29 protein-coding genes are annotated in these 24,130 nt (G+C 70.2%); 6 read left to right on the forward strand and 23 right to left on the reverse strand.

Translation table 11 applies throughout. The annotated features are described in order from the left end of the window. Positions 1 to 63 precede the first annotated feature (63 nt). The 14 genes from ABZ906_RS42910 to ABZ906_RS42975 all read right to left on the reverse strand — a co-directional run bounded on the left by ABZ906_RS42910 (position 64) and on the right by ABZ906_RS42975 (position 11,279). The gene (locus tag ABZ906_RS42910) at positions 64 to 699 is read right to left on the reverse strand and encodes a hypothetical protein (protein WP_361392316.1); all 636 of its coding nucleotides are present in this window, start codon (positions 697 to 699) and stop codon (positions 64 to 66) included. Positions 700 to 787: 88 nt separating this feature from the next. Next, positions 788 to 1,492 carry a hypothetical protein gene (locus ABZ906_RS42915; protein ID WP_361392319.1) on the reverse strand — a complete coding sequence of 235 codons (705 nt, stop codon included), beginning with the start codon at positions 1,490 to 1,492 and terminating at the stop codon, positions 788 to 790. 96 nt (positions 1,493 to 1,588) lie between these two features. Beyond that, a complete protein-coding gene (locus ABZ906_RS42920; protein WP_361392322.1) occupies positions 1,589 to 1,969 on the reverse strand; it encodes a hypothetical protein in 381 nt (126 codons plus the stop codon). 107 nt (positions 1,970 to 2,076) lie between these two features. Continuing rightward, the gene (locus ABZ906_RS42925) at positions 2,077 to 2,655 is read right to left on the reverse strand and encodes a hypothetical protein (protein ID WP_361392325.1); all 579 of its coding nucleotides are present in this window, start codon (positions 2,653 to 2,655) and stop codon (positions 2,077 to 2,079) included. A gap of 107 nt (positions 2,656 to 2,762) precedes the next feature. After that, positions 2,763 to 2,972, reverse strand: coding sequence for a hypothetical protein (locus tag ABZ906_RS42930; RefSeq protein WP_361392328.1), 210 nt, complete (start codon positions 2,970 to 2,972; stop codon positions 2,763 to 2,765). A 66-nt stretch (positions 2,973 to 3,038) separates the two neighbouring features. Then, complete coding sequence (locus ABZ906_RS42935) at positions 3,039 to 3,608, reverse strand: hypothetical protein (protein ID WP_361392331.1); 570 nt, start codon at positions 3,606 to 3,608, stop codon at positions 3,039 to 3,041. A 145-nt stretch (positions 3,609 to 3,753) separates the two neighbouring features. Beyond that, a complete protein-coding gene (locus ABZ906_RS42940; protein WP_361392334.1) occupies positions 3,754 to 4,173 on the reverse strand; it encodes an RRQRL motif-containing zinc-binding protein in 420 nt (139 codons plus the stop codon). Then, the gene (locus tag ABZ906_RS42945) at positions 4,157 to 4,657 is read right to left on the reverse strand and encodes a hypothetical protein (protein WP_361392337.1); all 501 of its coding nucleotides are present in this window, start codon (positions 4,655 to 4,657) and stop codon (positions 4,157 to 4,159) included. Before ABZ906_RS42945 ends, ABZ906_RS42940 begins: the two co-directional genes overlap by 17 nt. Positions 4,658 to 4,802: 145 nt before the next feature. Further along, a complete protein-coding gene (locus ABZ906_RS42950) occupies positions 4,803 to 4,994 on the reverse strand; it encodes a hypothetical protein (RefSeq protein ID WP_361392340.1) in 192 nt (63 codons plus the stop codon). After that, on the reverse strand, positions 4,991 to 6,469 hold the full coding sequence (locus ABZ906_RS42955) for a hypothetical protein (protein ID WP_361392343.1): 1,479 nt from the start codon (positions 6,467 to 6,469) through the stop codon (positions 4,991 to 4,993). Before ABZ906_RS42955 ends, ABZ906_RS42950 begins: the two co-directional genes overlap by 4 nt. A 170-nt stretch (positions 6,470 to 6,639) precedes the next feature. Then, positions 6,640 to 8,772: a hypothetical protein gene (locus ABZ906_RS42960; protein ID WP_361392346.1), complete on the reverse strand. Its 2,133-nt coding sequence runs from the start codon at positions 8,770 to 8,772 to the stop codon at positions 6,640 to 6,642. Next, entirely contained in the window at positions 8,772 to 9,236 is a 465-nt protein-coding gene (locus tag ABZ906_RS42965; protein WP_361392350.1) for a hypothetical protein, read from the reverse strand. The genes ABZ906_RS42960 and ABZ906_RS42965 overlap by 1 nt, the downstream gene beginning before the upstream one ends. Before the next feature lie 107 nt (positions 9,237 to 9,343). After that, the gene (locus tag ABZ906_RS42970) at positions 9,344 to 9,550 is read right to left on the reverse strand and encodes a hypothetical protein (RefSeq protein ID WP_361392352.1); all 207 of its coding nucleotides are present in this window, start codon (positions 9,548 to 9,550) and stop codon (positions 9,344 to 9,346) included. Positions 9,551 to 10,901: 1,351 nt separating this feature from the next. After that, the gene (locus ABZ906_RS42975) at positions 10,902 to 11,279 is read right to left on the reverse strand and encodes a hypothetical protein (protein ID WP_361392355.1); all 378 of its coding nucleotides are present in this window, start codon (positions 11,277 to 11,279) and stop codon (positions 10,902 to 10,904) included. Positions 11,280 to 11,543: 264 nt separating this feature from the next. On the opposite strand from ABZ906_RS42975, the gene ABZ906_RS42980 reads away from it, so the two are divergent. The 3 genes from ABZ906_RS42980 to ABZ906_RS42990 all read left to right on the forward strand — a co-directional run bounded on the left by ABZ906_RS42980 (position 11,544) and on the right by ABZ906_RS42990 (position 14,083). After that, positions 11,544 to 12,296, forward strand: coding sequence for a GntR family transcriptional regulator (locus ABZ906_RS42980; RefSeq protein WP_361392358.1), 753 nt, complete (start codon positions 11,544 to 11,546; stop codon positions 12,294 to 12,296). A gap of 180 nt (positions 12,297 to 12,476) precedes the next feature. Then, positions 12,477 to 13,517: an AAA family ATPase gene (locus tag ABZ906_RS42985; protein WP_361392361.1), complete on the forward strand. Its 1,041-nt coding sequence runs from the start codon at positions 12,477 to 12,479 to the stop codon at positions 13,515 to 13,517. Continuing rightward, positions 13,514 to 14,083, forward strand: a complete 570-nt coding sequence (locus ABZ906_RS42990; protein WP_361392364.1) for a guanylate kinase — start codon at positions 13,514 to 13,516, stop codon at positions 14,081 to 14,083. The genes ABZ906_RS42985 and ABZ906_RS42990 overlap by 4 nt, the downstream gene beginning before the upstream one ends. Positions 14,084 to 14,090: 7 nt before the next feature. Here the strand turns inward: ABZ906_RS42990 and ABZ906_RS42995 are convergent, their stop codons facing one another. Beyond that, positions 14,091 to 14,930 (reverse strand): DUF1932 domain-containing protein, encoded by an 840-nt coding sequence (locus ABZ906_RS42995; RefSeq protein ID WP_361392367.1) that lies wholly within the window; start codon positions 14,928 to 14,930, stop codon positions 14,091 to 14,093. A 4-nt stretch (positions 14,931 to 14,934) separates the two neighbouring features. Beyond that, positions 14,935 to 15,582, reverse strand: coding sequence for an HAD family hydrolase (locus ABZ906_RS43000; protein WP_361392370.1), 648 nt, complete (start codon positions 15,580 to 15,582; stop codon positions 14,935 to 14,937). A 114-nt stretch (positions 15,583 to 15,696) separates the two neighbouring features. On the opposite strand from ABZ906_RS43000, the gene ABZ906_RS43005 reads away from it, so the two are divergent. After that, entirely contained in the window at positions 15,697 to 15,993 is a 297-nt protein-coding gene (locus ABZ906_RS43005) for a helix-turn-helix transcriptional regulator (RefSeq protein WP_361392373.1), read from the forward strand. Positions 15,994 to 16,584: 591 nt separating this feature from the next. After that, positions 16,585 to 18,030, forward strand: a complete 1,446-nt coding sequence (locus ABZ906_RS43010; RefSeq protein WP_361392376.1) for a transcriptional regulator — start codon at positions 16,585 to 16,587, stop codon at positions 18,028 to 18,030. A gap of 189 nt (positions 18,031 to 18,219) precedes the next feature. Here ABZ906_RS43010 and ABZ906_RS43015 read toward each other — a convergent pair whose 3' ends face one another. Genes ABZ906_RS43015 through ABZ906_RS43030 form a run of 4 tightly spaced genes read right to left on the reverse strand, consistent with a single transcriptional unit; the run spans position 18,220 to position 19,452 of the window. Continuing rightward, on the reverse strand, positions 18,220 to 18,609 hold the full coding sequence (locus ABZ906_RS43015; protein WP_361392379.1) for a hypothetical protein: 390 nt from the start codon (positions 18,607 to 18,609) through the stop codon (positions 18,220 to 18,222). 27 nt (positions 18,610 to 18,636) lie between these two features. Beyond that, positions 18,637 to 18,825 (reverse strand): hypothetical protein, encoded by a 189-nt coding sequence (locus ABZ906_RS43020; RefSeq protein ID WP_361392382.1) that lies wholly within the window; start codon positions 18,823 to 18,825, stop codon positions 18,637 to 18,639. A 34-nt stretch (positions 18,826 to 18,859) separates the two neighbouring features. Then, complete coding sequence (locus tag ABZ906_RS43025; protein WP_361392385.1) at positions 18,860 to 19,207, reverse strand: hypothetical protein; 348 nt, start codon at positions 19,205 to 19,207, stop codon at positions 18,860 to 18,862. 26 nt (positions 19,208 to 19,233) lie between these two features. Next, positions 19,234 to 19,452, reverse strand: coding sequence for a hypothetical protein (locus ABZ906_RS43030; protein ID WP_361392388.1), 219 nt, complete (start codon positions 19,450 to 19,452; stop codon positions 19,234 to 19,236). Here ABZ906_RS43030 and ABZ906_RS43035 point away from each other — a divergent pair. Then, the gene (locus tag ABZ906_RS43035; protein WP_361392391.1) at positions 19,451 to 19,711 is read left to right on the forward strand and encodes a hypothetical protein; all 261 of its coding nucleotides are present in this window, start codon (positions 19,451 to 19,453) and stop codon (positions 19,709 to 19,711) included. The genes ABZ906_RS43030 and ABZ906_RS43035 overlap by 2 nt on opposite strands. Positions 19,712 to 19,942: 231 nt before the next feature. Here ABZ906_RS43035 and ABZ906_RS43040 read toward each other — a convergent pair whose 3' ends face one another. The 3 genes from ABZ906_RS43040 to ABZ906_RS43050 form a co-directional block, all read right to left on the reverse strand. Continuing rightward, positions 19,943 to 22,474 carry a Helicase associated domain protein gene (locus ABZ906_RS43040; RefSeq protein ID WP_361392394.1) on the reverse strand — a complete coding sequence of 844 codons (2,532 nt, stop codon included), beginning with the start codon at positions 22,472 to 22,474 and terminating at the stop codon, positions 19,943 to 19,945. 274 nt (positions 22,475 to 22,748) lie between these two features. Further along, positions 22,749 to 23,276, reverse strand: a complete 528-nt coding sequence (locus ABZ906_RS43045) for a hypothetical protein (protein ID WP_361392397.1) — start codon at positions 23,274 to 23,276, stop codon at positions 22,749 to 22,751. Between the two features lie 78 nt (positions 23,277 to 23,354). After that, a complete protein-coding gene (locus ABZ906_RS43050) occupies positions 23,355 to 23,984 on the reverse strand; it encodes a hypothetical protein (protein WP_361392400.1) in 630 nt (209 codons plus the stop codon). Between the last annotated feature and the right edge of the window lie 146 nt (positions 23,985 to 24,130).

Raw genomic sequence — 24,130 nt, forward strand, 5'->3', positions numbered from 1 at the left:
GGCTGACGGGCAAGGGGCCGCCCCGGCGGGGGCAGGGCCGGGACAGGGCGAAACGGGTTCTGGTCAGGCGGCGCTCTGCTCGGCCTGGCCGACTTCGCGGCCGGCTTCCTTCTCCGCCTTCTCGTGCTTCTGGACGACCTTGCCGACGATCTTCTTTGTGATCTGCTCGGCTTCGTACTCCATGTCTTCTTCGTCCCGGTACAGGCGCCGCGCCTTGCTGTTCGGCAGGGTCTTGGTCCCCATCTCGTGCCGGGTCAGCGCGAGGCGCCGCTGGATGGCGGCCTTCTCGGAGAGTTGGTCGACTTCGACGAAGCCGTAGACGAGGGTGGCGCCGAGCTCCTGGGGCTTCGTCCTGGCCAGGCGGCTGTTGAGCAGCATCCAGACTTCGCCGTTCGGGGCGACGACGGTGACGACGTAGATCGTGTTGGGGCGGGCGGTGATGCTGAGGTCCCGTTCTTGCCAGACCGTCTCGGGGACCCCTGCGGCGGGCCCTTGTGCGGAGGCGGCCAGCCCGGGGATCCGGCTGGGCTTCGCCACGATGACCGTGACGGCCCCCAACGGGCGCTGCCCGAAGTGGTCTTGGACCAGGCGTTGGGCCATGGGCACCGTGGCCTCGACATCCGCACGGACCCGGCGCGGGATGAACAGCCCGGCCTTGCCGATGCTGACCCGGTCGAGCTTCGTCTTGCGTCGGAACACTGCGTCTCCTTCGAAAGGCCGGTAGGTGGGGCTGATTGGCCGCCGCACCGCCCCGGCCGGGAAGGGCCGGGGCGGAACGGGCAGCCCGTCAGGCTCCGAGGGCCTTGAAGTGGTTGTCGAGCTCGGTGATCGCGACCTTGTCCTCGTCGTCTCCGTCCTCGGTGGCGGCGGTCGCCGGGGCGGCGGGGAGGCCGGCGGCACGGGCGGCGAGGTGGTGGCGGATCTGCTCCATGCCGGTGATGGCCACCGGCTGCTCGCCGTCGCCGGTCAGCAGCGTGAAGCGGGGCTCGCGGTGGCCGTACTTGCTCTTCTCCGTGCGGTGCTGGAGCACCACGCCGGGGGCGAGGTAGAAGCTGGCCTCGCCGTCCTCGTAGCCGCGCCACCGGTCCTCGCTCCGCAGGAAGTTGTCGCCGTCGTCGATCCGGAAGGATGCGCTGGCGGCACGGTGTGCGGCGTCCTCCTCGGTCGCGACGACGACCTGGGCGAGGGCCTCGTCCAGCGTGGCGGCCGGGGCCGGGGCCGACCGGCGGGTGGAGGGCAGCGGGCTGCGCGTCCGCATCAGCCGGCGCAGCGGGGCGAGGACGAGTTCGGCGAGTCCGTCGATGGCGACGGCGCCGACGACGGCGGCCGCCCCGGCGAAGCCGATGCGGGCCGCGTCGCTCCAGCTGGCGGGGGCGATCTGGTAGCCGATGGAGGCGCCGGCGGCGCCGCCGATCAGCGCGGCCGCCGTGCTGGCGCCGTCGATCACCGTGTGGGCGACGGTGATGGCCGTCTGGCGCAGATTTGCGGTCATGATGATGGGGCTCCTTCTTCCTGTCAGTGCGCTCTGGTGGGGGAGGGGCGTGCACCGGGGCGGCCGGGTGTGGATGCCTGCGGCCGCCCCGGGCGTTCAGTTCGCCGCGTGGACGGCGGCGGTGGTGCGGACGGTGTCCGCGAGCAGCACGGTCAGCTCGTGACCGTGGTCGACGGCGTCCGCCAGGCGCTCGATGAGCTCCTTCGGCAGGGCGCGGTTGCGGGCGCCGGTCAACACGCCCTCGATGTAGAGGACGTCGGCGAGAATCCGGCCGCGGACGTCCAGGACGCCGGGCTGCACGGCCAGGGCGTCGTCGTTCTTCGCGGTCGCCAGGGCCGCGTGGTCGGCGGCCTCGGTGTACGCGGTCTCGGTCTGCTCGGTGAGCAGCTCCTCAACCTGTGTGGTGTCGCCGTAGGCGCGGCGCCAGCCGAAGCGGGCGGCGGCGGCCTCCATGAGGGAGCGGCGGGCGAGGGACACGGTGACCTCCGGGGGAGGGCCGGGCGCCTGGTCTCGGCTGACCGGGCGGACACCGCCCGTCCCCGGCCGCCGACGTGCGGCGGGCGGGGACGGGCGGAGAGCGCCGGTCAGTTCTCCGGGAGGCGGCGTGCGTAGTAGGAGACGGAGTCGCTGTACTCGCTGCGCTCGGTGCGCAGGACGTCGGGTTGGTCGGCCGCCAGCTGCTGGAGTTCGGCCTCGATCCAGGCGTTGGTGCGCTGGAGGGTGAGGCGGATCAGGTCCAGGTAGGGCAGCCACAGGTGGACGTCCTTGTCCTTGTGGCGGGCGCCGCGCACCCAGGAGTGCAGCCGCTCGCGGACGGTGTCGTCGTCCGGGCGGGTGGGGATGTCGCGGGGCAGCGCCCGGCAGGTCGTGGCGTGCTCGTTGGCGACCTTCGCGGCGTCGGCGAGGCTGTAGCGGGTGCTGTAGCTGCGCTCGCCGTTCTCGCGGGTGGCGTAGTGGCAGCCCAGACAGGCGACCGAGTAGTAGGTGCCGAACGGGCCGCCGTCGTCGGTGGTGTAGACGAGGACGACCGAGCTCGCCTGGTTGTAGTACCGCTCGGCGATGGTGACGCCCTCGGGCTTCCAGGTCTCGCCGGTCTCGGGCCACGCCTCGGGGGCCGGCGGTTCGACGGGCTCGGTGCGGCGGGCGAACAGGGTGAGCGCCATGGGCTACTGCTCCTTGTCGATGTCGGGTCGTACGGCGGGGTGGTGACGCCGGGCCGCGATGGCGGCCACGGCGATGAGGACCAGGGCGAGCGCGTGCGGCCAGCTGCTCATCCGGTGACCGCGAGGACTGCGGCGACCAGGAGCAGGGCGAGCGCGGCGAGGTTGACGTCGACCGCGCGGGACAGGCGTTCGAGCTTGCCGACGGCAATGGGGGACAGCGCCGTGATCCGGGTGATGCGGGCGATCTCGCCGGAGACGGCGGCGCAGGCGGCGTCCAGATTCCGGTCGCCGGTGAGGGTGAGAGGGGTTGTGGTCACGTGCGGCTGCCATCCGGGCCGGGCTTGTCCCGGCCCGCTTGGCGGGGCGGGTGGCTTAGGCAGCCGTCAGGATCGGTGAAGGACGTTGATCACGGGCCGCAGGGAGAAGCCGCGCATCGCCAGCGTGGACAGGGCCGTCCAGGCGAGGACGGCGAGGCCTGCCGCGACGGTGCGTCCGGCGGCGGGGGAGGCGTCCCACACCATGGCGACGGTGGCCGCACCGTGGCAGAGCCAGGTGAGACGGGGACCGAAGCCGGGGGAGATCCAGGATCCGATCAGTGCGGCGCCGCCGACGCACAGCCAGATGCCGATCGCCGTGCCTGCCGTGACCGGCAGGCCGACTGTGTGCGCTCGCAGGTAGGCGTGTACGGGGTCGGTGATCGTGGCGCTCCACTGGGTAGCCCATGCCCAGTCCTGCTCTCGGCCCCAGTCCAGGCCGTGGGAGAGCCCCCACTTGAGGGCGAGGAGTACCGCGAGGCACGCGACGGCCGCCAGCAGGGCGAGGGCGGCGGGCGGAATGTCGTCGAGGGTCCTTATCGGGCCGATGCGGGGGCGGGGTGCGTCGGGCCGCCGGGGCGGGGGCTTGCGTCGGGTGTCGTCGAGGGTCTCCAGCGGCGGGATCTCGGGTTCACTCACCGGTCGTCTCCTTCGTGGTTGTCGATGGCGCTGTGGATGGGCGGTGCTGTGCGCGGGGTCGGGCTGTCCGGCTCGTGACGACCCGGCTCGCGGCGTGGCACGGGTGGCTCAGGCAGCCGTCAGAGGAGGTGTCAGGCCGTGGCGGTCAGCTGATCTGCGGCGGGCGGATGTAGCTGCCGGGGTCGGCCGGGGTGCCGTCGTGGCACTCCAGGCAGGAGCCGAGGCTCCGCAGCGGCAGGCACCGGTGGTAGCGCCTCCTGCAGGAGGGACAGGTCTGTCGCTTGGCCATGGCCTTGTCGAGTGCGGCTTCTTTGGCCAGGGTCATCGGCCGTATCGGCAGGGCCAGTTCGATGTCGTACAGCCATGCCGTGCGCTTGCCGCCCCGGCACTCGATGGCGGCGACCGGGTCCTGGCCGCCGGGCCGTAGGCGCCGCTCCCGCAACTGCCGCCGGGTGGCCAGGCCGTGGGGAGCCTGCCTCCAGCGGTAGACGGGGAAGTCGCCGTTGTCGTAGAGGTCGACGTCCCGGACGGCCGGCGGGGACGCAGGGTCAGCGGCGGCGGCCACGGTTGTGTCCGCGGCCGGTGTGGACCTGCACCTTGGCGCGGCCGCGGGCCTGGACGTTGATGCGGGGGCCGCCGCCGGGGCGGCCGAAGATCAGGATGAGGACGGCGCCGCCCAGCAGGACGGCCGCGAGGATGGCCAGGGCCTTGAGGAGCGCGGCCAGGGCCAGGACGAACTGGCCGAGGAAGTAGAGGGCGACGGAGGCGCAGGCGGCGATGAGTGCGCCCAGGGCGACCTTGACGAGCAGCGGGGACACCAGCGGGGCGGGGGCCGGGGCGGGCGGCGGCGTGTAGTAGGCGACCGGCTGGCCGTTCGGGCCGGGCATGGTCACGACTCCGTCGATGCCTGCGGTCGGCGGGTAGACGACCGTGCCCGGGGGGAGCGGGACGGTGTGCTGCCCGTGGGCGGGGAGGGGCGGCTGGCCGTGCTGGGGCGGCAGCGGGGTGGGGTAGTAGGTGGTCTGGGGCTGCTCGCCGCGAGACGGCATGATGGGTTCTCTCCTCTGTTGGGGAGCTCGGGCAGCTGTCATTTGGCGTGAGGTTCGCCTGGGGAGGCTTCGGCCTCTTCACCGGCACCCGAGGTGGCTTCAACATCTCGGGTGCCGGTGGAGCCGAAGCTTGAGGGCGGCGGCTTCAGCCGGTGAGTTGGCGCCATCGTGTGGGCAGCAGGGCTTCCCGGCGCGGCAGGATCGTCGGCGGGTGCTCGGGGCCGGTCTCTGCGGGGAGCAGGGCGACCGGTTCGGTGCCCAGGTGGGTGAAGTCGAACTCGACGTCCGTGTCCACGGTTTCCTCGTCCTCTTTCTCTTTGTCGGGCCGGTGGGTCATGCCGCACCGGCGCTGTCGTTGTTGTCGTCCTCGAATACGTCCAGCGCGTCGGCGATGACCGACTCCTCGAATCCGTCCTCTTCCGCGAGGCGCTTCTTGGCGGCGCGGACGCGGTCTCCGACCCATGTCTCGGCCTTGCCGTACTCGATTCCGAGGCGCTCCAGGTCCGGCGCGATGCCGGACAGCGAGCACTTCGCGATGTACCGCTCGGCTTGGTCGCGCTGCTTCTCGCGCACTTCGCGAGGTACGCGGCCGCCGTTTTCCGAGGGGGCGGCGGCGGTCAGGGCGGGTACCGCGCTGAGCGGGGCGCCGTTTTCCGAGGCGCGGCCCGCAGAAATCGAGGCGTCGCGATCGCCCGCACTTTCCGAGGTTTTGCGAGCCTTGGCGGTGGCCCGCTCAAGGGCGCGCTGCCGCTTGGACCGCTCGGCCTCTTCCAGGGCGCGGGCTTCGGCTTCGGCCTTGATCCGCTCGGTCTCGGCAGCGGCTGCTGCCTCCGTGCGCAGGGCCTCGGCCTGCGCTTCTGCCGTCGTGATCTCGGCCTGGCGGGTGGCCTCGCGGTCACGTTCGGCCTGTTCCAGCTCCCACTGGGCGCGGCGCTGCTGCGTCGCGATCTCGGCGTCGGTCTTGCGCTGGGCCGCCTCGATTCCGGCCGCTCGCTCGCGGAGCTCGATCCGCTCGCGTTCGGCCTCGATTTCTGCGCGGCGGGCACGTTCGGCTGCCTCGATTTCCGCGGCGATCCGCTCGTTTTCGCGCCTCGCGTCTTCCTCGCGTTCGCGCTGGGCGGCCTCGCGTTCTTCGCGGGAGCGCTTCGCGGCGGCCTCGCGTTCTGCTGCCTCTCGCTGGGCGGCGGCCTCGCGTTCTGCCTCTGCGCGGGCTCGCGTTTGGGCTGCCTCGCGTTCTGCGGCCTTCGCGTTCTCGAACTGCGCGATGATCGCGTTCAGTTCGCCGCGGCGCCGGGTGGCGTACTTGCGGTAGCCGGTGGCGGCTTCCGCCAGCAGGATCAGCAGCGCCGGGGCGACGGAGTGGAGCAGGATGCCGCCGGCGTCGGGCTTTTGCGGGACGAAGTGGAAGTGCCCGTCGGGGTAGAGCGACGTCCAGCAGTTCATGACCCAGGTGGACAGGCCGGCGGTCCAGCGCAGCAGGAACGGCCAGCCGCCGGGCTTGTAGTCGCCGCCGTGCTCGGCGAGGACGCCGTCGACGTACAGGACGGTGATCAGGGCGAGGCTGGCCAGGGGGTCCAGCATCCAGGCGATGTACCAGGGGATCTCGTGGGAAACACCGAACCGGGTCACATTCACACACGTGAAGATCAGGGCGCCGCCTCCGAGGGTCAGCAGCGCGTTGGTGACCATGGTCAGGACCTCGTCCAGTTTGGCGATGGACTTGCGAGCCCTGGCGGCGTCGTGCGCGCTGGCGGGCGCGGGGGGCTCGGGCGGTCCGGCCGGTGTCTGCCGGGGCACGGGCGGGGGGCTCATGGTGACTACCTTCCGTAGTGTGCGGGGGAGTGTGCGGCGCACACTGCACAGGGCGCAAACCGGGATCAATCACATGTGTGTGGGCTTGCACACTGGAGGTTTCCTAAGGGGAGGGAGGGGGCCGCACAGTGCGCTGTGCGGTGTGCGACCCCTCCCGTAGGTGGTTACTTTCAGTTGCCTTCGTCGAGCGGGGAGCGGATCAGGTCGTACGATCCGTAGCCCTCGTCGGAGGTGTCCTTGGCGATGACGCCGTCGTCCAGGAGCTGCTTCTTCAGGCGGTTCCACCAGTCGCGGGCGCCCTTCTTGTCGACCCGCATCCACAGGTCGTTGAGCTCCTTGGGTTCGAAGCTGTCTTTGCCTTCGCGCACCCATGAATCGAGTCGGGCAAAGATGGCGGCCCTGGTGTCGTCGGGGGAGAGCTTCTCCTTGTCGTCCACCAGGTCCGGCAGCGAGAAGACCGGGGCGTCGCCGGGCGGGGCCTCGATCTCGGACTCGACGTCCAGGTGGTCGTACGCGCCGGGCTCGGGGTCGGCGGCCAGGATCTGCCGCAGTTCCTCGTCCAAGTTCTCGGTCTCCTTCGCGAGCAGGTCCGGGTCGATCTCCACGTCCTCGTCCTCCTCGTCCGCGTCGGCGTCGTCCTCGGAGACCGTGGTGCCTGCTGGGGCGGCGGGCGCGGTCGGCTGCTGGGGGAAGGCGCCGGTTCCGTCGGCGTCGCCCTCCAGGAGCGGGGTGGTGTAGAAGGTGCGGTTGGTCCACAGCGCGCCGAACGCGGCCGCGGTCGTCTCGTCCATGGGGGAGCGCACGTTCATGCCTGCGGTGACGGCGGCCGCCAGGGTGGGGCGGTCGGCGCCGTAGGTGCGGGCGGTCACGGCCCAGCGTTCCTGGGCGATGCCCATCCCGGCCGCGTACAGGTAGCCGGGCTTCCTGTTCGCCCAGCCGGGGAAGGCGCCGGCCTCGATCGCCTCGGGCGGAAGGATGTACTGGGCCTCAGCCCCGTCGGACAGGCCATAAGCCATACCGGCGGGGTGGTTGGAGCGCGCCGTGGTGTCCATCTGGTCGTGCGTGGCGCGCTGGATGGAGGAGAGGAACCAGCCGCCGGTGGACCGCAGGGTGCGCAGCACCTTGGCGTACTCGTCCCCGTCGGCGAAGTCCGCGGCTTCCTCGCCGATGATCAGAAGGAAGTTCAGGCCGCAGCCGGGCTTCCACTTGGACAGGCCCTTGGCGGCGAGGAAATCGCCGCGGGCCTTGATGACCGTGTGGAGCTGCTTGAAGAACCGGCGCGCTTCCTTCTCGGTGGTGATGACCATGTCTGCGGCGTGCCGGACGTGCCCGTAGTCCTGCATGAACTTCGAGCAGTTGATGACGATGACGGACACCTCGGTGCGGGTGGAGGCCTCGGTGACGATGATCGAGTTGCCGACCGTCTTGCCCGCTCCGTTGGTGCCCTGCGCGATGGCATGCTCGACATTGCCGCCGCCCTCGACCTCCTGCGGGTCGTTGAGGACGCCGGGCAGGTTCAGCTTGAGCGTCTCGCCGTCCTCGTAGATGCCGACGTTGATCGGCACATCACCGAAGCCGGCGCCGAACGCGGACGGGCCGGGCCAGGCGACGCCTTCCTTGAGGAGGTCGGCGACCTGGACCCGCACGGTGATGTCGGAGTCGTCGTCATCGTCGACGGTGTGGGTGATGCGCCCCCGGCCGAGCTTGAGCGCGGCCGTCATGGCGGGGATGCGGCGGGCGAGATCCTCCGCCGTCGCCCCGTCCTTGGCCTCCACCTTGGCTACGACCGTGCCCTTGCCGTTGGACTTGGCCTCCTTCAACTCGTGCTTGGCCAGCCCGATCTCGGATTCCAGCTTGGCCCACTTGCCGTCGCCCTTCTCGCTGCCCTTCTTGTACAGCGCCGACCACAAATGATTGGCGATGCACAGGCCGGCCCCGGCGAGCGTCCAGGTGCCCATCGTGGCGCCGGACTCCAGGCCCACCACGGTGCCCAGGGTGATCCCGGTCGTGGTGGCAACGGCGTTGACCTGGTGGAGGCACCGCACGTCGAACTCCCGCTTGGCCTTCACGTCCATGTGATGGATCAACTTGGACAGGGCCGCGCCGGTCCCGGCCAGCCCCAGCGCGGCGAGCGCCAGGGAGGCCGGGGTGGTGGCGAGCAGCACGTGGGCGGTCTCGGCGACGATGCAGCCGCCGACGTTGATGCCCCACGGTCCGCCGTAGGTGACCCACGCGTTCCTTGAGGACTGCTCCTCTGTACGGGTGGAGATCTTCTTGCTTCGTGCGGAGATACGGCGGGCCATCACGCGGCCTTCCCGCCCTCGCCGGGCTTGCCGGGGGCGCCCTTGGGCTTGTCACCGATGGAGAATCCGGGCTTCTTGCCCTTGCCCTCGCGTGACTTCCGCTCGGCCTCGATCTCGGGCTGGATGAAGTGCCGGACGAAGGACGCGTACATCTTGATGCCGCTCAGGCCCAGGACCTTCGCGGCAGAGGCACCGCCCTTGAGGTGGGCGGCCACCAGCTTGGAGCGGACCTTGGACTGGACGCCGAACGTGTACCACTTGCCCTTGTACTGGGCGAGGATCGCGCCGATCACATCGGCGTCCATGGCCACACGCATGTGGAGCTCCAGGCCGAGCGCCCGCAGGATCCGGGCGTACTGGTAGAGGTCGCGGTCAGTCTGGAACTCGATCTTTTCCAGCTGCTGGACGAGCTGGGTGAGGTTCGAGCCGAGCTTCTCGCCGCTGCCGCTGTCGCTGTCGCTCATGACGGGGGTCGGGTCCTTCCGATAGGGGGTCATGCCGGTTTCGGGGGCTGTCACCTCCCCGCGGGTCCGCACCCTGCGGTGCGGAGCCACGGGCAAGCGGCACACGGTCACTTGCTGGCAGCGGCGCTGTCGTTGGCGCTGGAGATCGCGGCGCCGATGCCGGTGCCGATGCCGTTGATCGCGGTCTGAAGCGGCGACGTCGCCAGGGCGTAGCCGCAGACGAGCGCGCAGATCAGAACGCCCGCTTGGATCTCGGCGCGCCAGCAGAGCCAGGTGGCGCCGCCGGCGATCAGGAACAGGGGCAGTGAAATCACTGGGTCCTCCAATGGACGGGGAATCGGGGAAGTGCTCACCGGCCGCGAGAGCCGAACCGAGCGAAACGCCGATGTGCTCCTTCGCTCTCCACCGCCACCGGGCCGCGGGGCGGGCCGGTGGCGACTGGGCAACACAGGAAGCGCAGTCAGCGGGCCAGGAGCACCGCGACGACGATCAGCGGGCTGGCCATCCCGAGCAGGCAGAAGCACATCGCGCCGTCCTCCGTGGTCAGTTGGCGGGGTCAGAGGGCGGTTCACGATGTCGGCCGGGGACGACCGCGGGGCCGTGCAGGCGGTGCACCGGATGGCCGGCCGCCCAGGCCCCGGCGGCAGCCGAGGCAGCGGCAACGAGCAGGGCCTGGGCGAGCGGGTGATGTATGCCGTGAGCGGCCAGGGCCCCCTGGGCCGCGTTGTGCTGCGCGGCCCGGGCCCGGCTTATCAAGTGGGTCACTTCTTGCCAGCGTTCGATCCGGTCGACTGCCGATTCTGCTCGGCGAGCTTCCGGTGGAGTTCCTCGCGGTCGGCGTCAGTCATCGCTGGCACCGCCCTGAGCGTTGCGGCGGTCTGCCTCCTGCGCCCTGCGCAGCGCCTCGTCGGCCTGGTTGTTGCGTGTGATGATGTTCATCGGGCCTCCACATCAGGTCCTGACGGCCCCGGGGGTGCGATCCCCGGGGCCGTCCTTGTAGTGCGGGACAGGCTGTTCGGCTCTCCTTCCGCAGTGGATGGTGGAGCGGGGCTCTCCGCGCTCTCCACCGCTCACCGGGCGCCGAAGCGAACGGTGAGCGTCTGGGCAGCGCGGGGCTGCAAGTGCTTGGATGCGCGGCCTCTTCCGCCGCTGCGTGATCGTCTTGCGGAAGCCGGAACCTCGGCTCCGACACGGCCCGAAGGCGTGTCCGGTGGTGCCAGACAGGGAGACGACGTGCCCTGCGGTGCTGTGCGATATGAACCTGTGCCTCTGTCCCGCTCGCCCGAGTTATCGCTCCCGGGGTCGTCGCGCCACCGGCGTCCGTTCCCTTGGCCAGGTCCGTTCTTTTGCGTCGTAAGGGGGTCAGCCCCCCGCGCTCTCCATCCGTAAAAATCGCCCGGCCGTTTACTGCTTCCAGGCCGCCAACCAGGGTTGGCGCCAGATGGGTCCTCGCACGTGCTGACAGCCACCACCTCGGTGATGACGCCTCACGACGGGTCTCCACTCACCTCGGCCGGTGTGGTCACAGCCGTCGTATCCGTGGTGGATCACGCTGTTGAGTTGTGCTGGTCACCGAGGTTCCGGCTCCCACATCCGGCGCCGCCCCAGGGCGGTTCCGGGTGAAGGAGCCGGGTCCGAAGACCCGGCGGGTGGTGCAGGGGAGAGTCAGGCCGCGACCGGGAGGAGCGCGGCAGCCGGCGGCACGGTGCGCAGCTGCGCGGCGTAGGGGAGGAGCACGTCGACCAGGCGCTCGCGCACCAGCTCGGTGGCGGTGGGGTCGGTGGCGGCGATGTCGCGGGCGGCGAGCATGCGGTTCTCGCGGGCCTCGATCGCGGCGATAGCGGCGGTGATGTCCAGGCCGTCCAGCCGCTCGTGGGGAAGGGGGCCGACGGCGTACATCTCGAGCGGCGTACCGAAGGCGACGTCCAGGTCGAGGCCGGCGAAAGGGGGGAGCGGAACCTCGACCGCCTTCAGGAGGGCGAGCGTCTCAGCGTCGAAGGTCTCGGTAGCGAGGCTGGCGGAGGGGCGGTGGGTGACGTTCATGGGGTGGATTCCCTCTCGGACATGCTGATCTCGGGAGGCGTCCCGATGGCGAACGGGCAGGGCGCAGCAGCACCTCTTCGGCACCCCGGCGCCAACCTCGTTAGCGAGGTTTGGTGCGCCTTCAGTAGAGCGCTGCTCGTTAGCGATGTCAAGAAGCACGTTAACGAGGTACGCTCCTTCGGCGGCTTCCCCACCCTTCGGGGCGCCCTTGCCGGTTCCTCGATAGCCAGCGGCCGTAGGATCGCTAACGAGGTAGGGAGATGCATGACGAGTGAGACGGGCGCGCAGCGGCCCAAATACCAGCGGATTGCCGACGACCTGAAGGCGGCGATCGAGACCGGCAACTACGGGCCCGGTGATCGGCTTCCGGGCGAGAGCGCGCTCGCCGCTCAGTACCAAGTTGCTGTTCTCACCGCCCGTCAGGCGCTCAAGATCCTGCGGATCGAGGGCCTGGTGGAATCGAAGCGGGGCGCTGGCGCCCGCGTCATCGAGTTCCGCCCGATCCGGCGTCACGGCATCCAGCGGCTCGCCCGTGAGCATTGGGGGGCTGGCAAATCCATCTGGTCCGCCGACGAAGAGCGCCCGGTCACGATTGATGTCCGAGTCGACACCGTTCCGGTTCCAGCGCACATCGCCCGCATGCTGGAGCTCGATGAGGCCGGGCCCGTGTGCGCGCGATCCCGCCGCTTCGTTCTGGCCGACAGGACGGTCATGCTCGCGACTTCCTACCTCCCCCTCGGACTGGTCGAAGGCACGGCGATCATGCGTGTCGACACCGGTGAAGGCGGTACGTACGCCCGGCTCGCTGAGCTTGGCCACAGCCCCGTGCACTTCCGCGAGGAAATCCGCTGCAGACTTCCCGTCGCCGAAGAAGCCGAAGGACTCGGTATGCCGTTGGAGCGACCGGTCATCAAGCTGTGTCGAACGGCTTACGACGCGGATCTTCAAGCGGTCGAAGTCAACGAAATGACGCTGGACAGCGCGGCATACATCTTGGAATACGCGTTCGATGCATGAGCCATCGAAGTCGACCACGATGCCCCCTCATGACTGTTCGTCGTGTGGGAGCCATCACAGTCGCGCCGAGTGCGACGGAACATCACAGAGCCTTGTCGAAGCCCGTGCGCACTTTCGTTCACGGGTTTTCAACATCCACATACACATGGGGTTTGGGGCCTGAGCTCTAGGCTCGCGGCCATGACGATGACGGAGGGGCAGAGGGTGGGGAAGCAACGTGCGGGGTGGAGGCCGGACCGGCTGCGCGAGCAACGCGAGGCCCATGGCCTGACCTTGGAGAAGGCTGGAGAGCGCCTCCGGGAGGTAGCCGAGCAGGCCAAGCTCAAGGGCATCCCTGCCGCGAACCCCCAGACCTTGTGGCAGCACGAGCAAGGCGAGGTCTTCCCTGGCCCGCACTACCGGCGCGCCTACTGCCTTCTCTATCGGGCCACGGAGCCCGACCTGGGATTTCGCACTGCTCTCCCTGGCGAGGAATCGTCGTTCAAGATCACGCCGATGGACGACCGCCTCAACGGCGCACATGTCCTGGCTGTTGAGCGGGCGATTCATCGCATCGCCCCAGGGGGCTCAGGCGAGGCAAACCACTTCGACTTGCAGCAACGCATCATCGACGCGTGGAAACGTCGGCACACGGGCGGGGATCCGCACCGCCCAGTGCTCATCCTGGTCGGTGGGTTCGCCGGCAGCGGGAAGACTGAGCTCGCCCGCTTCTTCGTCCAGCTCACCGGCTGGCCTCTGCTCGACAAGGACCCGCTTACCCGCCCACTCGTGGAACGCCTCCTAGTCGCCCTAGGCGGTGACGCGAACGACAGGCACACCGAGCTCTACCGGAAGCAGGCCCGGCCGGTGGAGTACGACTGCCTGATGCAGTCGGCCATGGCCAATATCAAGTGCGGCATCAGCACCGTGCTGACCGCGCCGTTCATCGCGGAGATGACCGACCCGGCGTGGATGCAGCGCCTGACCAATCGCGCGGGATCGATGGGTGTCGACGTCTTCCCGGTGTGGGTGAGCTGTGACGAGGAGTCGATGCGCGAGTACATCGGATTCCGCTCTGCGGCCCGAGACGCCTGGAAGCTGACGCGGTGGGACGAATACATGGCCACGATCGACCTGGAGCTACGTCCGGCGGTGCCGCACCTGGTCGTCGACAACCGGCTGGGCACCGCGGTGACACTCGCGGACCAAGCCCGGCAGGCGATGAGGGCGATGTACGCGTGAAGTCGAAGCAGGGCGTGATCCTGTACGGCCCTCCAGCGTCGGGCAAGGACACCGTCACCACCGCGCTGGCCGAGCTGAGTTCGAAGTACACGCAGTTCGCGCGGCTCAAGGTGGGGACAGGCAAGTCAGTCGGCTACCGGATGGGCACAGCGGAGGAGCTGGACGAGCTAAAGGCCGCGGGCGGCGTCCTCTACGCGAACAGCCGCTACGGCAACACGTACGTCATCGACAAGCCCGGCCTGGATGCAGCGTTCGAGGCCGGGGTGCCGGTGGTGCACATCGGGCAGGTCGACGGCATCCGGGCCTTGGTCGACGGCTACCCGGCCAACTGGTCTCAGGTGCTGCTGTGGTGCCCGCGCGAGACGACCGCTGAGCGGTCCGCGGACCGGGGAGACAGCGACACCACGGCGCGGCTGGCGGCGTGGGACGCGACCTGCGCGGACCTGGGCGCACACCCGGACATGGTCTGGGGCCTGACCGTGGACACCACAGCGTCGGCGCCACAGGAAGCGGCGCGGCTAATCGACCAGCTGCTGGCGCAGCGGGCGGGGGCGGCGCAAGCATGAGCGTGGGCTACGGCCGGGCGAGTCGGTCCAGAGCGTCGGTGAGCGTGAGCTCGCCCTCGTCCTTAACGTCGTGCCACCGTTCCAGCGTGGATGCGGCTGCTCGCAACATCTCAGGCGGGAGACCGGCGGCCGCGAGCGTGTCGGCGGCTTCCTCCAGCTCCGGGCCCCAGCGCCAGGCTCGTGCCGCCGTCTTGGCCACGTACTGCGGTTCCGCGAGGTACGAGTCGGAGCGCCGGGATGCGACCTCGACGAGCTCTTGGTCGACACCGTGCTCGCGCGCCATGCCGACCGCGAGCGCAACCAGCACGCGCGAGGTCTTCTGGAAGCTGGCGTACGCCAGCTTCAACGCGGATGCCTTGCCGATCTCCGTACCCAGCACCTCCGTCCGGACGGCGGTGCCCGTGAACAGCGTCGCGATCCTCTCGGTCGCGGCGTGCGGGCCGGACAGGTACAGGGTAGGTGTCTTGCCGCGCACCGGCGGAGAACCGACAACCCCACCGTCTACGACGGTCGCGGCCGGTTCGAGCAGCGTGGCGATCCGCTGCGTCCGCTCGGGGTTGATCGCGTTCGCCTCCGCGTACGTCCCGACAAAACGGTGCCTCGCGACCTCGCGGGCGAGCTCCTCGGCTGCAGCCGGCGGGCAGAGACTGATGACGACGTCGGCGCGGTCCAGCAGTTCGGCCAGTGTGGCCACGGGCGTCAGTCCGAACTGGTCGGCGCGTGCCGCAGATGCGGGACTGCGCCCGGCTGCGCACCACAGGACCTGGGACGCGTTGGTCGCGGCGCAAGCGGCGACGGCAGCGCCCATGCTGCCGGGGTGGAGAATGCCAACGGTCGGCTGGTCCATAGTGCTACTCCGTCTCCTCGAGCAGAATGTTGATGGCGTCAGTGACGTCATCAACGACGTGGTCAGCGGCAGGAACACCGTCGGGCCAGGGGCTGCCGCGCAGCCAGATGGTGCGCAGGCCAGCCCCATGGCCGCCGCCGATGTCCCCGGTCGCGTTGTCGCCGACCATCCAGCCGCCGTCTGCGAGGTTCACGCCGCAGCGTATGGACGCAAGTTGGAAGAGACGCAGGTCTGGTTTGCGGATCTCCAGATCACCGGAGACGGCGACGCCATCGACGAGGTCGGCAAGACCGGTCGCGGCGAGTTTGGCTCGCTGGATGTCACTGGCCCCGTTGGTGATGACGCCGACTGTCCACGCGGCCGCGTGCAGTTGGGCCAGGCCCTCGATGACGTCGGGTCGGCAGGTGACGGCGCCAGCCATGAAACTGACGTAGTCCTGCCACAGCAACACGGGGGACTGCTGCAGGTCGAAGGTGTCCCTCAGCCGGGTGAAGTCGTTAGCGCTTGCGCGGTCGGCGAGCTCGGTGAGCAGCCATCGCTCAATGTCCGGTGCGAAGGTGTGCGCGCGGCACAGAACGGCCACGGCATCGCTGAGCGCGGATTGACGGTCGGTCAGCGTGCCGTCCAGGTCGAAGAACACGAGGCGGGACACAGTCACGGACCCTACCCGCCGGTCAACACGTCGCTCTTCCCGGCGAGGCCGCTCCCCCCGCAGAGATCAATTCATGTATCTTTTCAGGGACTGTTTCTCAGGATGGAGGCTGCGGTGTCGGATCCGCTGCGTCGAGTTGATGCTCTGGTGGATGACGCCACGCTCCCGCCGCCTTCTGTTCGGCAGCAGCTGCGCATTGCCGCTGGCCTCACCCAGGCGGAGGTCGCCGACGCCATCGGCGTGCAGCGTGTCGCCGTCGCACGGTGGGAGGCAGGGCTCACCAAGCCCCACCGCGGCAACCGTTTGAGGTACGCGCACTTCCTCAAACGGCTTGCGGAACGCTTTCCCGGGGCCGCGAAAGCGGATGAGGGCATGCCGACGCCGGCCTCTGATTCCAGGGGGTCGGGATGACCTAGCGGCCATCGGCCGCGCGCCAGGGGCGGATTTACCACCCGCCGGCCTCGCGCGGCCCGTCTACCGACCGGATTAACCACCCGCGTCGGCTGCTCAGATCCCAGTTACCGCTGGTTCTGAGCCGCGGCTCACTGAGCCGCACATTCCTATACCGGCCCCTTACCAGGGCCACCACCGGCCACTCACCACGGCCACCACAGCCGTAGACAGCACCCCGGTTTCATCACGGCCCCCACCACAGGGGCTTCGCGATTCACCGGAACCGAGAAGAGAGGAGAAATCTCCCCCAGCCCGATCGGTTTCCGCCCGCTTCTCGCGAAGGGGGCTACCCGACACATCCGCACATCTGGTTCGTCCGGGCCCGAGGGCTCCGGTCGGTCCAGCCGTATGGAGGCAGGTCTTTCTCATAGTGCACGAGGTTGGTGTCTTCTGTCAGCTTGACCCTGTCCGTTTCACGCCGGTTCGGCCCCCTCGGGCTTCCCGTGTGACGGGATCGGCGTCCGGTTCATTTAGCTATGCGCGTTTTAATCAGGATGGTGGATTTCCGGTAGGAAGCCACCAGAGCAGCGCTTTCGGGATGGTGAACCGGTGAGCGGCGTGGCGGCGCCGGTCGCCGCACTGCTTCCTGCCCCGCGTCCGTCGATCGACGATGCGCTCCCCGTGCTGCCTGTCCTGTACGTGCCGGATGCGAGCCAGTGGCTGACCGCATCGACGGGCCGGATCGCGCCGGACGGCTATTCCTGGATGCAGGCGGTGCACTGGGTGGCGGGGTCCGGGCTGTACGAGCCACGGCGGCACCGGTCGCACGGGCCGCGCTCCTTCGGGCCAACGACCGTGCTTGTCGCCCAGGAGCTCGCACGGCTCTCTCCGTGCCGCCCGGGCATCGAGTACCTGGTGCGGCGCACCGGGCTGTCGGAGCGGTCGGTGGAGTACCACCTGGGGATGCTTCGGGAGTCCGGGCTGCTCGCGTACGTGGTGCGGGGCACGCGGATCCGCGGTGCGCCCGCGCAGGCGTCGGAGTTCGCGCGGATGGTGCCGCCGGAATTCGATGTGGCGTTGGGCGTCCGTACGGCGGGGGAGGGCACCGGGCGGCGGATGACGGGGATCGCGGAGGCCGGCCGAAAGCTGTTGGCCGCGCTGGCGAAGAAGGCTGCCCGGAAGGTGCGCAAGCGGCGGGCGAAGTCATCTTCGAAGGCTCCGGCGAGGGGTGCCCGCAGGGGTGCTGGCCTGGGTGTTGCGACGGCTGTTCCGGGTGGGCGTTGCACCCCAATGTGGGGTAGTTCCCGCAGTGCTTCTTCTGCGGGAACTACCTCCTTCCCCCCTGAGAGCAAGCTCGCAAGCGGGCAGAACGATTCCCCCGCCCCGAAGAAGCCCAAGCGCGGCCGCCGGAAGCTCAACGCGGTGGGGCGCCGTTACCAGCTGGCCTCGGAGCTGATCCGCCGGGTGCCGTGGATGGTCCGGGCTCTTGTGCCCCGGATCGCCTGGATCCTCAAGGAGGTCTCGGACGCGGGCTGGACGGCCGACCAGGTGATCGCGTTCCTGGACTGCGCCGATGTCCCGGGGACCGTGCACCGTCCGTCGGGTTTCCTCGCCGGGCGGCTGGCCGGTGCGGTGGCGCTGTGGCCGACGGAGGAGGGCCGGGAGCGTGCTGTCCAGGCATACCGGGACTCCCGGCGGGCAGGGCGGGCCCGTCATCAGGAGTGGGAGGGCGCCTGGCAGGCACCGCGCAGCGAGTCGGTGCGCCGCATGGTCGCTGAGGCGTTCGCGCCTCGCCCGCGGCTGTTCGAGGGCGACGGTGTCCTTGTGGGCGCCGATTCCGTGACCGGAGTAGATGATCTCAGTGCGGAGGAGCGTGCGGATCTCAGGTCGACTGCGTGGGGCGAATTCATGCGGGGCGAGACGACGCTCGTCACGTCCACGGTCGACGCTTCCGGGCAGGCGGCCGCTGAGCGGATCTACGGCGCCGGCTTGGTGCAGCGTGCTCGTCGTCTGGCGAGCGGCAGCCGCAGCTCGCTGATGGCCGTGGGGCGGTAGGAGGCGTTTACTGCGCGAGTTGGCAGCCCCGCCAGCCGGTTCCGCGCGAACGCGTGAGGGCGCCGCAGCTGGCCGAGCACGGCGGGGAGCGGGTGCGGACGGTTCGGGGGTGCCAGACAGTGATGCCCGGCGAAGGCCGGCCCCGGTCGGGATACGGGCGCTGCACGGATAGCGGGCTGCGCTGCACGATCATTCGGTGGTGCCGGTGGCCCACCGTTCCAGGTCGCCTACCGGCTTGTTCAGCAGCGTGCGGCGGCGGGACTGCGCGGTCGCACGGCTCTCCAGGTGCATCGCCTTCGCCAGGGCGGCGTGCGAGACATGCCTGGCGGCAGGCTGGCGCAGCGAGGCGTCCCGTACGGCCTCCAGCCGCTCCAGCAGCCCGGTAGTGCCGTCGATGGCGGCCTCGAGCTCGGCGACGCTCGCCCGGCCCGTGCGCAGCAGCGCCAGCCCGTGCAGCGCGGTGGCGAACAGCGCGGCCAGCTGCTCGCCGTCGCTGCCGAGTGCGACCACGTCCTCGGCGGCGAGCGGGACCAGGAGCTGCTCCTGGTGGTCGTCGGGGTGCGCGGGATCGGTGCTCACCGCGGTCTCCTTTCTCTGGTGGATCGGTCAGCGGTCGGTGACCGTCCAGCCTTCATCGGGCCAGCTGCGGATGACGCCGCCAGGAGTGGTCACCTCTCCGGCGCAGGCGCCCAGGCCCAGGGCGTCGATCTGGTTCAGCAGGGCAGCAGCCTCCTGCGCGAGCTCCCGGGCCTGTGTCTGGCGGGCGCGGAGTTCTTCGGCGGTTCCGGTGAACACGGTGTCTCCCTCGGTGGTGTCGGGCGGCGGCGGGCTACAGCCAGCGGAAGAGGCGGCGGACCTCGGAGGCCGCGCCCGAGAAGTTGTCGGCATCCAGCCGTGCGTCGCAGTCGTACGGGTCCTCGGCCCCGTGCATCACGTCCTCGGACGCGGCCTCCAGGACGTCGGCGAATCGCTCGTGAACGGCGGCCTCCTTCAGGGCCCGGACGACGGTCTCCCGGTCGGCGGTGCCCCGCTTGATGGCGTCGGCGAGCAACCCCAGCGCGGCGGCCGCCGCCGGCGCCAGGTACGTGAGCTCGCTGTCGACGGCACCCCGGTCGGTGCTGGTCTCGATGGCGGTGATGTCGGCGGCCTTCACGATCTCCGTGGACGTGCGCTCCATGACGGGCCTCTCTCGAATGTCGGGGCTCAGGCGGTCCGGCCGAGGTAGCCGGCGGCGGTGTCGACGAAGGCATCGTGTGCGACCTTGGCCGCCTCGCGGGCGGCGTCCAGGTCCTGGCTGGTGGCGTACGGGTCGCGCAGCGCGTAGGTCAGCGTGATCATCTCGTCGGCCGCGGCGCGCACTGCCTGGTCCTCGATGAGCACCCGCAGCGCGAGACACGGCCGGTTGACGGCGGACCGGGTCATGTGGCTCGCCGCGCAAGGCCTCGATCCGCTCGGACCCGGCCTCGGTGAGGACGGCATGGGCGCGCATCCCAATCGCCCGGCGATGGTCGCTGACGGCGCAGGCAAGGGCGGTGACGGCCTCCAACCGGTCGCGGCGGATCGCCTCGCCGTGGCTCACACGCACCGACCGTTCGGCGGCGCGCTCCTGGAACCGTCCGGACACGATCGCACCCAGCAGCGTGGCGAGGATGGCGAGGGCGGCGCTGACGAGGGTGGCTAACACGGTGACTCTCTCCCTGGGGTATGAACTTCAATACAAGCGACTGTATGAAATCTAATACACCTAGGGAAGGGGGGCGCCATGATTCTTTACGCCCTTCTCTTGGCCTGGCGCGATTCCCGTCAGCGGCAATCGACTGTCCGGATCCGGCACTCAGCGCCCGCCCGCGAAAGGATTCGACGGCCACAGATCACCCGCGTCGATGTCCGGGAACTTCCGCGCGTGGCCGTGTCAGCTCTCTGTGCCGCTGGTGTCCCGGTTCGCCGGCCGGGTGGCTCGCTGGGGCCAGCGGCCGGTCTGCCTGAAGAGCTTGGTCTTGGTGGTGATGTAGGTGGGGCTGATCCCCAGCACGCCGGCGATGCTGGTCTGGGTGACCCCCTCCTTGTCGACCAGCTGCACGATGGCGGCTCCGAGTGCGGAGCCTGCGAGGCCTCGCAGGCGTTCGGCTTCACCGGGGTGCACGTCGCGTACGGGGGCCCGCCGCCAGACCATGCCCCGGGCGTCGAGTGCCGCACGGCGCTGGGCCGGGATGCCGCCGGATTTCGTGCCGTTGTTGAGGTTGCGGTAGTAGGAGACGGTGGCTCCCAGGCGGTAGCCAGTGTCGTCGACGTAGGCCTTCTCGACCGTGGCGAGGCTGCCGTGGGCCGCGGTGTAACGGTCGCAGGCGGCGAGGAACTCGCCCCAGGCCCGGTCGCTGCCGGTGGCGAAGACCATGCCGAGCTCCTCCAGGGAGACCTGCTCGGCGGGATCCAGCCGGCCTTCCACGAAAGCGCGGCGGACCTGCTTGAGACGCACGCCCAGGGGATAGCCGTCCGGGGCGGTGTAGGAGGGGGGCACGAGGAGCCGGCCGTGCTCGGCGGCGTACTGCAGGCATGCGGTGTGCAGCTGCTGCCAGCGCAGGTCACGGGTGTTCCACACCATGCCGAGGTCGTCGAGGGTGCGGCGGACGAATTCGGGCACCCGGTGGGGCCTGGTGCGGGTGGTGTTGACCTTGCTGCCGAGGCGGTAGCCGCCGGGGCTGGTGTAGTTCTGCGGGACCAGGGCGTGACCGAACTGGGTGTGGAAGGCGCGCAGTTCGTCCAGGAACCGGTGCCAGGGCAGCTCGGGGGTGTCCCAGAGCATGCCCAGCTTGTCGAGGGCCTCGATGCGGTCGGGCCGCAGCCATCCCTTGCGCCGGTGCTGGCGGGCGTTGATGATCCAGCGCCCCAGGTTGAATCCGTCCGCGGTGACGTGGTCGGTGCGCACGGACAGGTGGCCGTGCTCTTCGGCGTGGGCGCGGGCATGCCCGTAGCCGGCCCACCAGGAGGAGGTGGTCTGCCGCACTGTCAGGGCGGTGAGCTGGGCCAGGAGACCGTCGGTGGAGCCCGGCGGCAGGCACAGCGTGATGCGGCCGGGCAGCTGCGGGCTGGAGGTCGCCTCGTAGGAGCGCTGGGTGTCGAGTTCGATGCCCAGGGTCTCGTCGTGGGCGCGCAGCGCACGCAGCACCTGCCACAGGGTGCGGAAGTCGCCCGGTTCCAGGTCGCCGATCTCCTCGGTGGAGTCGGGCACGACCAGCGGCAGGATCACCGTTGCGGTGCTCTGGCCTGTGCCGGCACGGCGCAGCGCGCGGCCGACTGCCTGCACGATGTCGACCTGGGACTTCTTGGGGTGGGCGAACAGCACGCCGTCGATGGCCGGGACGTCTACGCCCTCGGACAGGCAGCGCACGTTGGCCAGGGCGGTCCATGCGCCGGGCGGCTGGCGCAGGTTGTCCAGGATGCGCTCGCGTTGGGCGTGGGTGTGGCTTCCGGTGATCCGCTCGGCGTGGACGCTGCCCTCCGGGCGGCTGCCGGCATCGAGGCGGTCCAGGGTGGAGGGCAGGGAGCGGGCGAACTCGTGGGCGGTGTCCAGGCGGTGGCAGAAGACGAGGACGCGGCGCAGCCCGTACTGGCGGGCGGCCTTGGCGAGGACCGTCTGGGCGGCCAGGGTGCGCAGGTCCGGGGCGCCGGGGGCCTCGACGTGATGGTGTTCGTCGTCGCGAAGCAGTTCGAGCATCTGGTGCTGGGTGACCCCCATGATCACGACCCGGTAGTCGTTGAGGTGGCCTTCGCTGATCGCCCTGGCCCACGGGTAGTGGTAAAGGACGGGCCCGAAGAGGGTGGCGTCGGACATCGTCAGGCCGCTGCTGGTTTCGGCCCTCACGTCGTCGACGCGCGGGGTGGCGGTCATGAACAACCGGCGCCGGGCCGGGAAGAAGGCCGAGTCCAGGATGCGGCGCGTGGTGAAGTCGGCGCGGCCCGCCAGGTGGTGAGCCTCGTCATGCACGGCCAGGTCTGCCGTCACACCCGCGGTACGCAGGGCCTCGGCGAGACGGTGCGCGGAGCGGTAGGTGGCCACCACCAGACACCGGCCGCGGGTGCGGCGCAGCCAGTCGAGGACGTCCTGCGCGCTGGTGGTGGTCTGCGCGCAGATGTCATCGAGGCGGGCGGGGGAGTCGATGACCGTGTCGTCGCTGCACACCGCCAGCACCGCGTCCGCGGGGCAGAACGCCTCCCATTGCCGGATGGTCTGGGCGACCAGGGCCAGGGACGGCGCCACCACCACGAGCAGGCCGTCGCCGGGCACCAGTCGGGCCGCGCTCATGGCGGCCATGAGGGTCTTGCCGGATCCGCACGCCGCGTGCAGCTGTCCGCGGCCCTCCTCGTGCAGCACGGCGGTGATCGCATCGACCGCTTCCTGCTGATAGGGACGCAGCGGGGGAACACCCCGGGCCGGTGCCGTCATGATCTGCTCATCCCTTCCGGAACTGCGTCGTGACGCCCGGGCGCCGGTAACCGCAAGACGGCCGTATGCCGGGCCGGGGTGGCGTGCGGGCGGACCACGTCCGGCCGCACGGCGTGCTCTTGCGCAGCCGGGCGATGCTGCCGCGCTGCTGTCGGGGTTCCTCCTGCGCCTGCCATCGCGGCCGCGCACCTGCTCGCACCGCTCCCCGCACACATGCCTCCGTGGTGGTCTCGGTGTGCCCGAACCGGCACGGCGCGCGGTTCGGGCCGGCGCCTCACCCTCGGGCGGGCAGGGCCTCGATGTCGCCGCGCTGGCAGGCGTCGATGACCGCCAGACCCTGCGCCCGGCTCCAGCCCCGGCAGGACCGGGCCAGCGCGGCGGGCTCACAGGCGTCGTCCAGCTCGGCGTCCTCGACCTCCTGGGCGAGGAGTTCGCCGGGCTGCTCGACCCAGACGACGTCGATGACCGTGCCGCGCACGAGGAAGGCCAGCGCCTGCCACTGGAGCAGGGGCAGGGGCGCCAGCGACTCCAACTCGGCTGCCAGCAGCCGCTCCAGGGTGTCGGACGGCAGCGTGCGGCCCGGGTCAGCGGGAAGCATGCGGGCGCGGGCGATGGCCTGCGAGACGGTCTTCTCGCTCACCCCGAGTTCGTCGGCGAGCTGCTTGGCCCCGCCGCGGCCACGGCGGGCCGCTTCCTGCGCGATCGCCCGCGCCTTGTCGTCGGCGCCGGCGGTGCGCTCGTCACTGCCGTACTGGATGCGGGCGGCGGCAGCGGTCAGCTGCCGCTGGAATTCGGATTGCATCGGTGGTGCTCCTGCGGCCGGGCACCCCGCTCCCACTGGCGTGGGGCGGGGTGTGAACGAGTGGGCGTGAACGGGATGTCAGTCGGACTGCGCGAGGTCGTCTCGCAGCGAGCGCAGGTATGCGCCCAGGCCATCGCAGGCGGCGACCGGGCTGTCCCCGCATCCGGCGAGATCGGCCAGGATCTGCGCCTCGATCTCATCGAGACGCTCATTGGTGGTGGCGCCGGTGATCGCGTAGTCGTCGACCTCGCTGCCGTTGGTGGCGCCGTCGGTGTCCCACACGGCCACCAGATCGCTCTCGGGGAACCCCTGGCTATCTTCGCCGAGGCCGCCGTAGCCGATGTTGCAGCCCAGCTGCTCCTTGAGTTCCTCCTCCGCGGCCCCGGCGTCCTCGTCCAGGACCGCGACGGTGTTGCTGCCGTCCCACTTCGCCTCGGTGCCCGCGATGATGCGTTCGGCGAGCGGGGCGATCTCCTGCATAACGCGGTTCGCGGCGTCGGCGGTGAGGATCGGGATGCCGTAGCGCCGCTCCAGGCCGTGGTGGACGGAGAACGGGACGGCGCCGCCGACCTCGGAGTCGTAGTCGGCGAGCAGCGTGCCGTGCTGCGTGTCGAGTTCGATGTATGCGGGCTGGGGTTCCGACTGACCGTCGTAGTGGCGGTACAGCTCGGTCGGCTCGGTGCAGCGGATGATCTGTACGTCGTTCACGGATACCCTCCGATGTTGTCGGGAGGCACTCAGACGGCCGCCCGGCCGGGTGTCAGAGGGCTGGACCCCTCTGACACCCACAACATACTTACCCCAAGGGGTAAGTGCAACCCCATGGGGTAAGTTTCCGGCCTGCCGCTCCGCGC

Origin of the sequence: Streptomyces sp. NPDC046925 (genome assembly GCF_040644915.1) — a bacterium.
Lineage (GTDB): Bacteria > Actinomycetota > Actinomycetes > Streptomycetales > Streptomycetaceae > Streptomyces.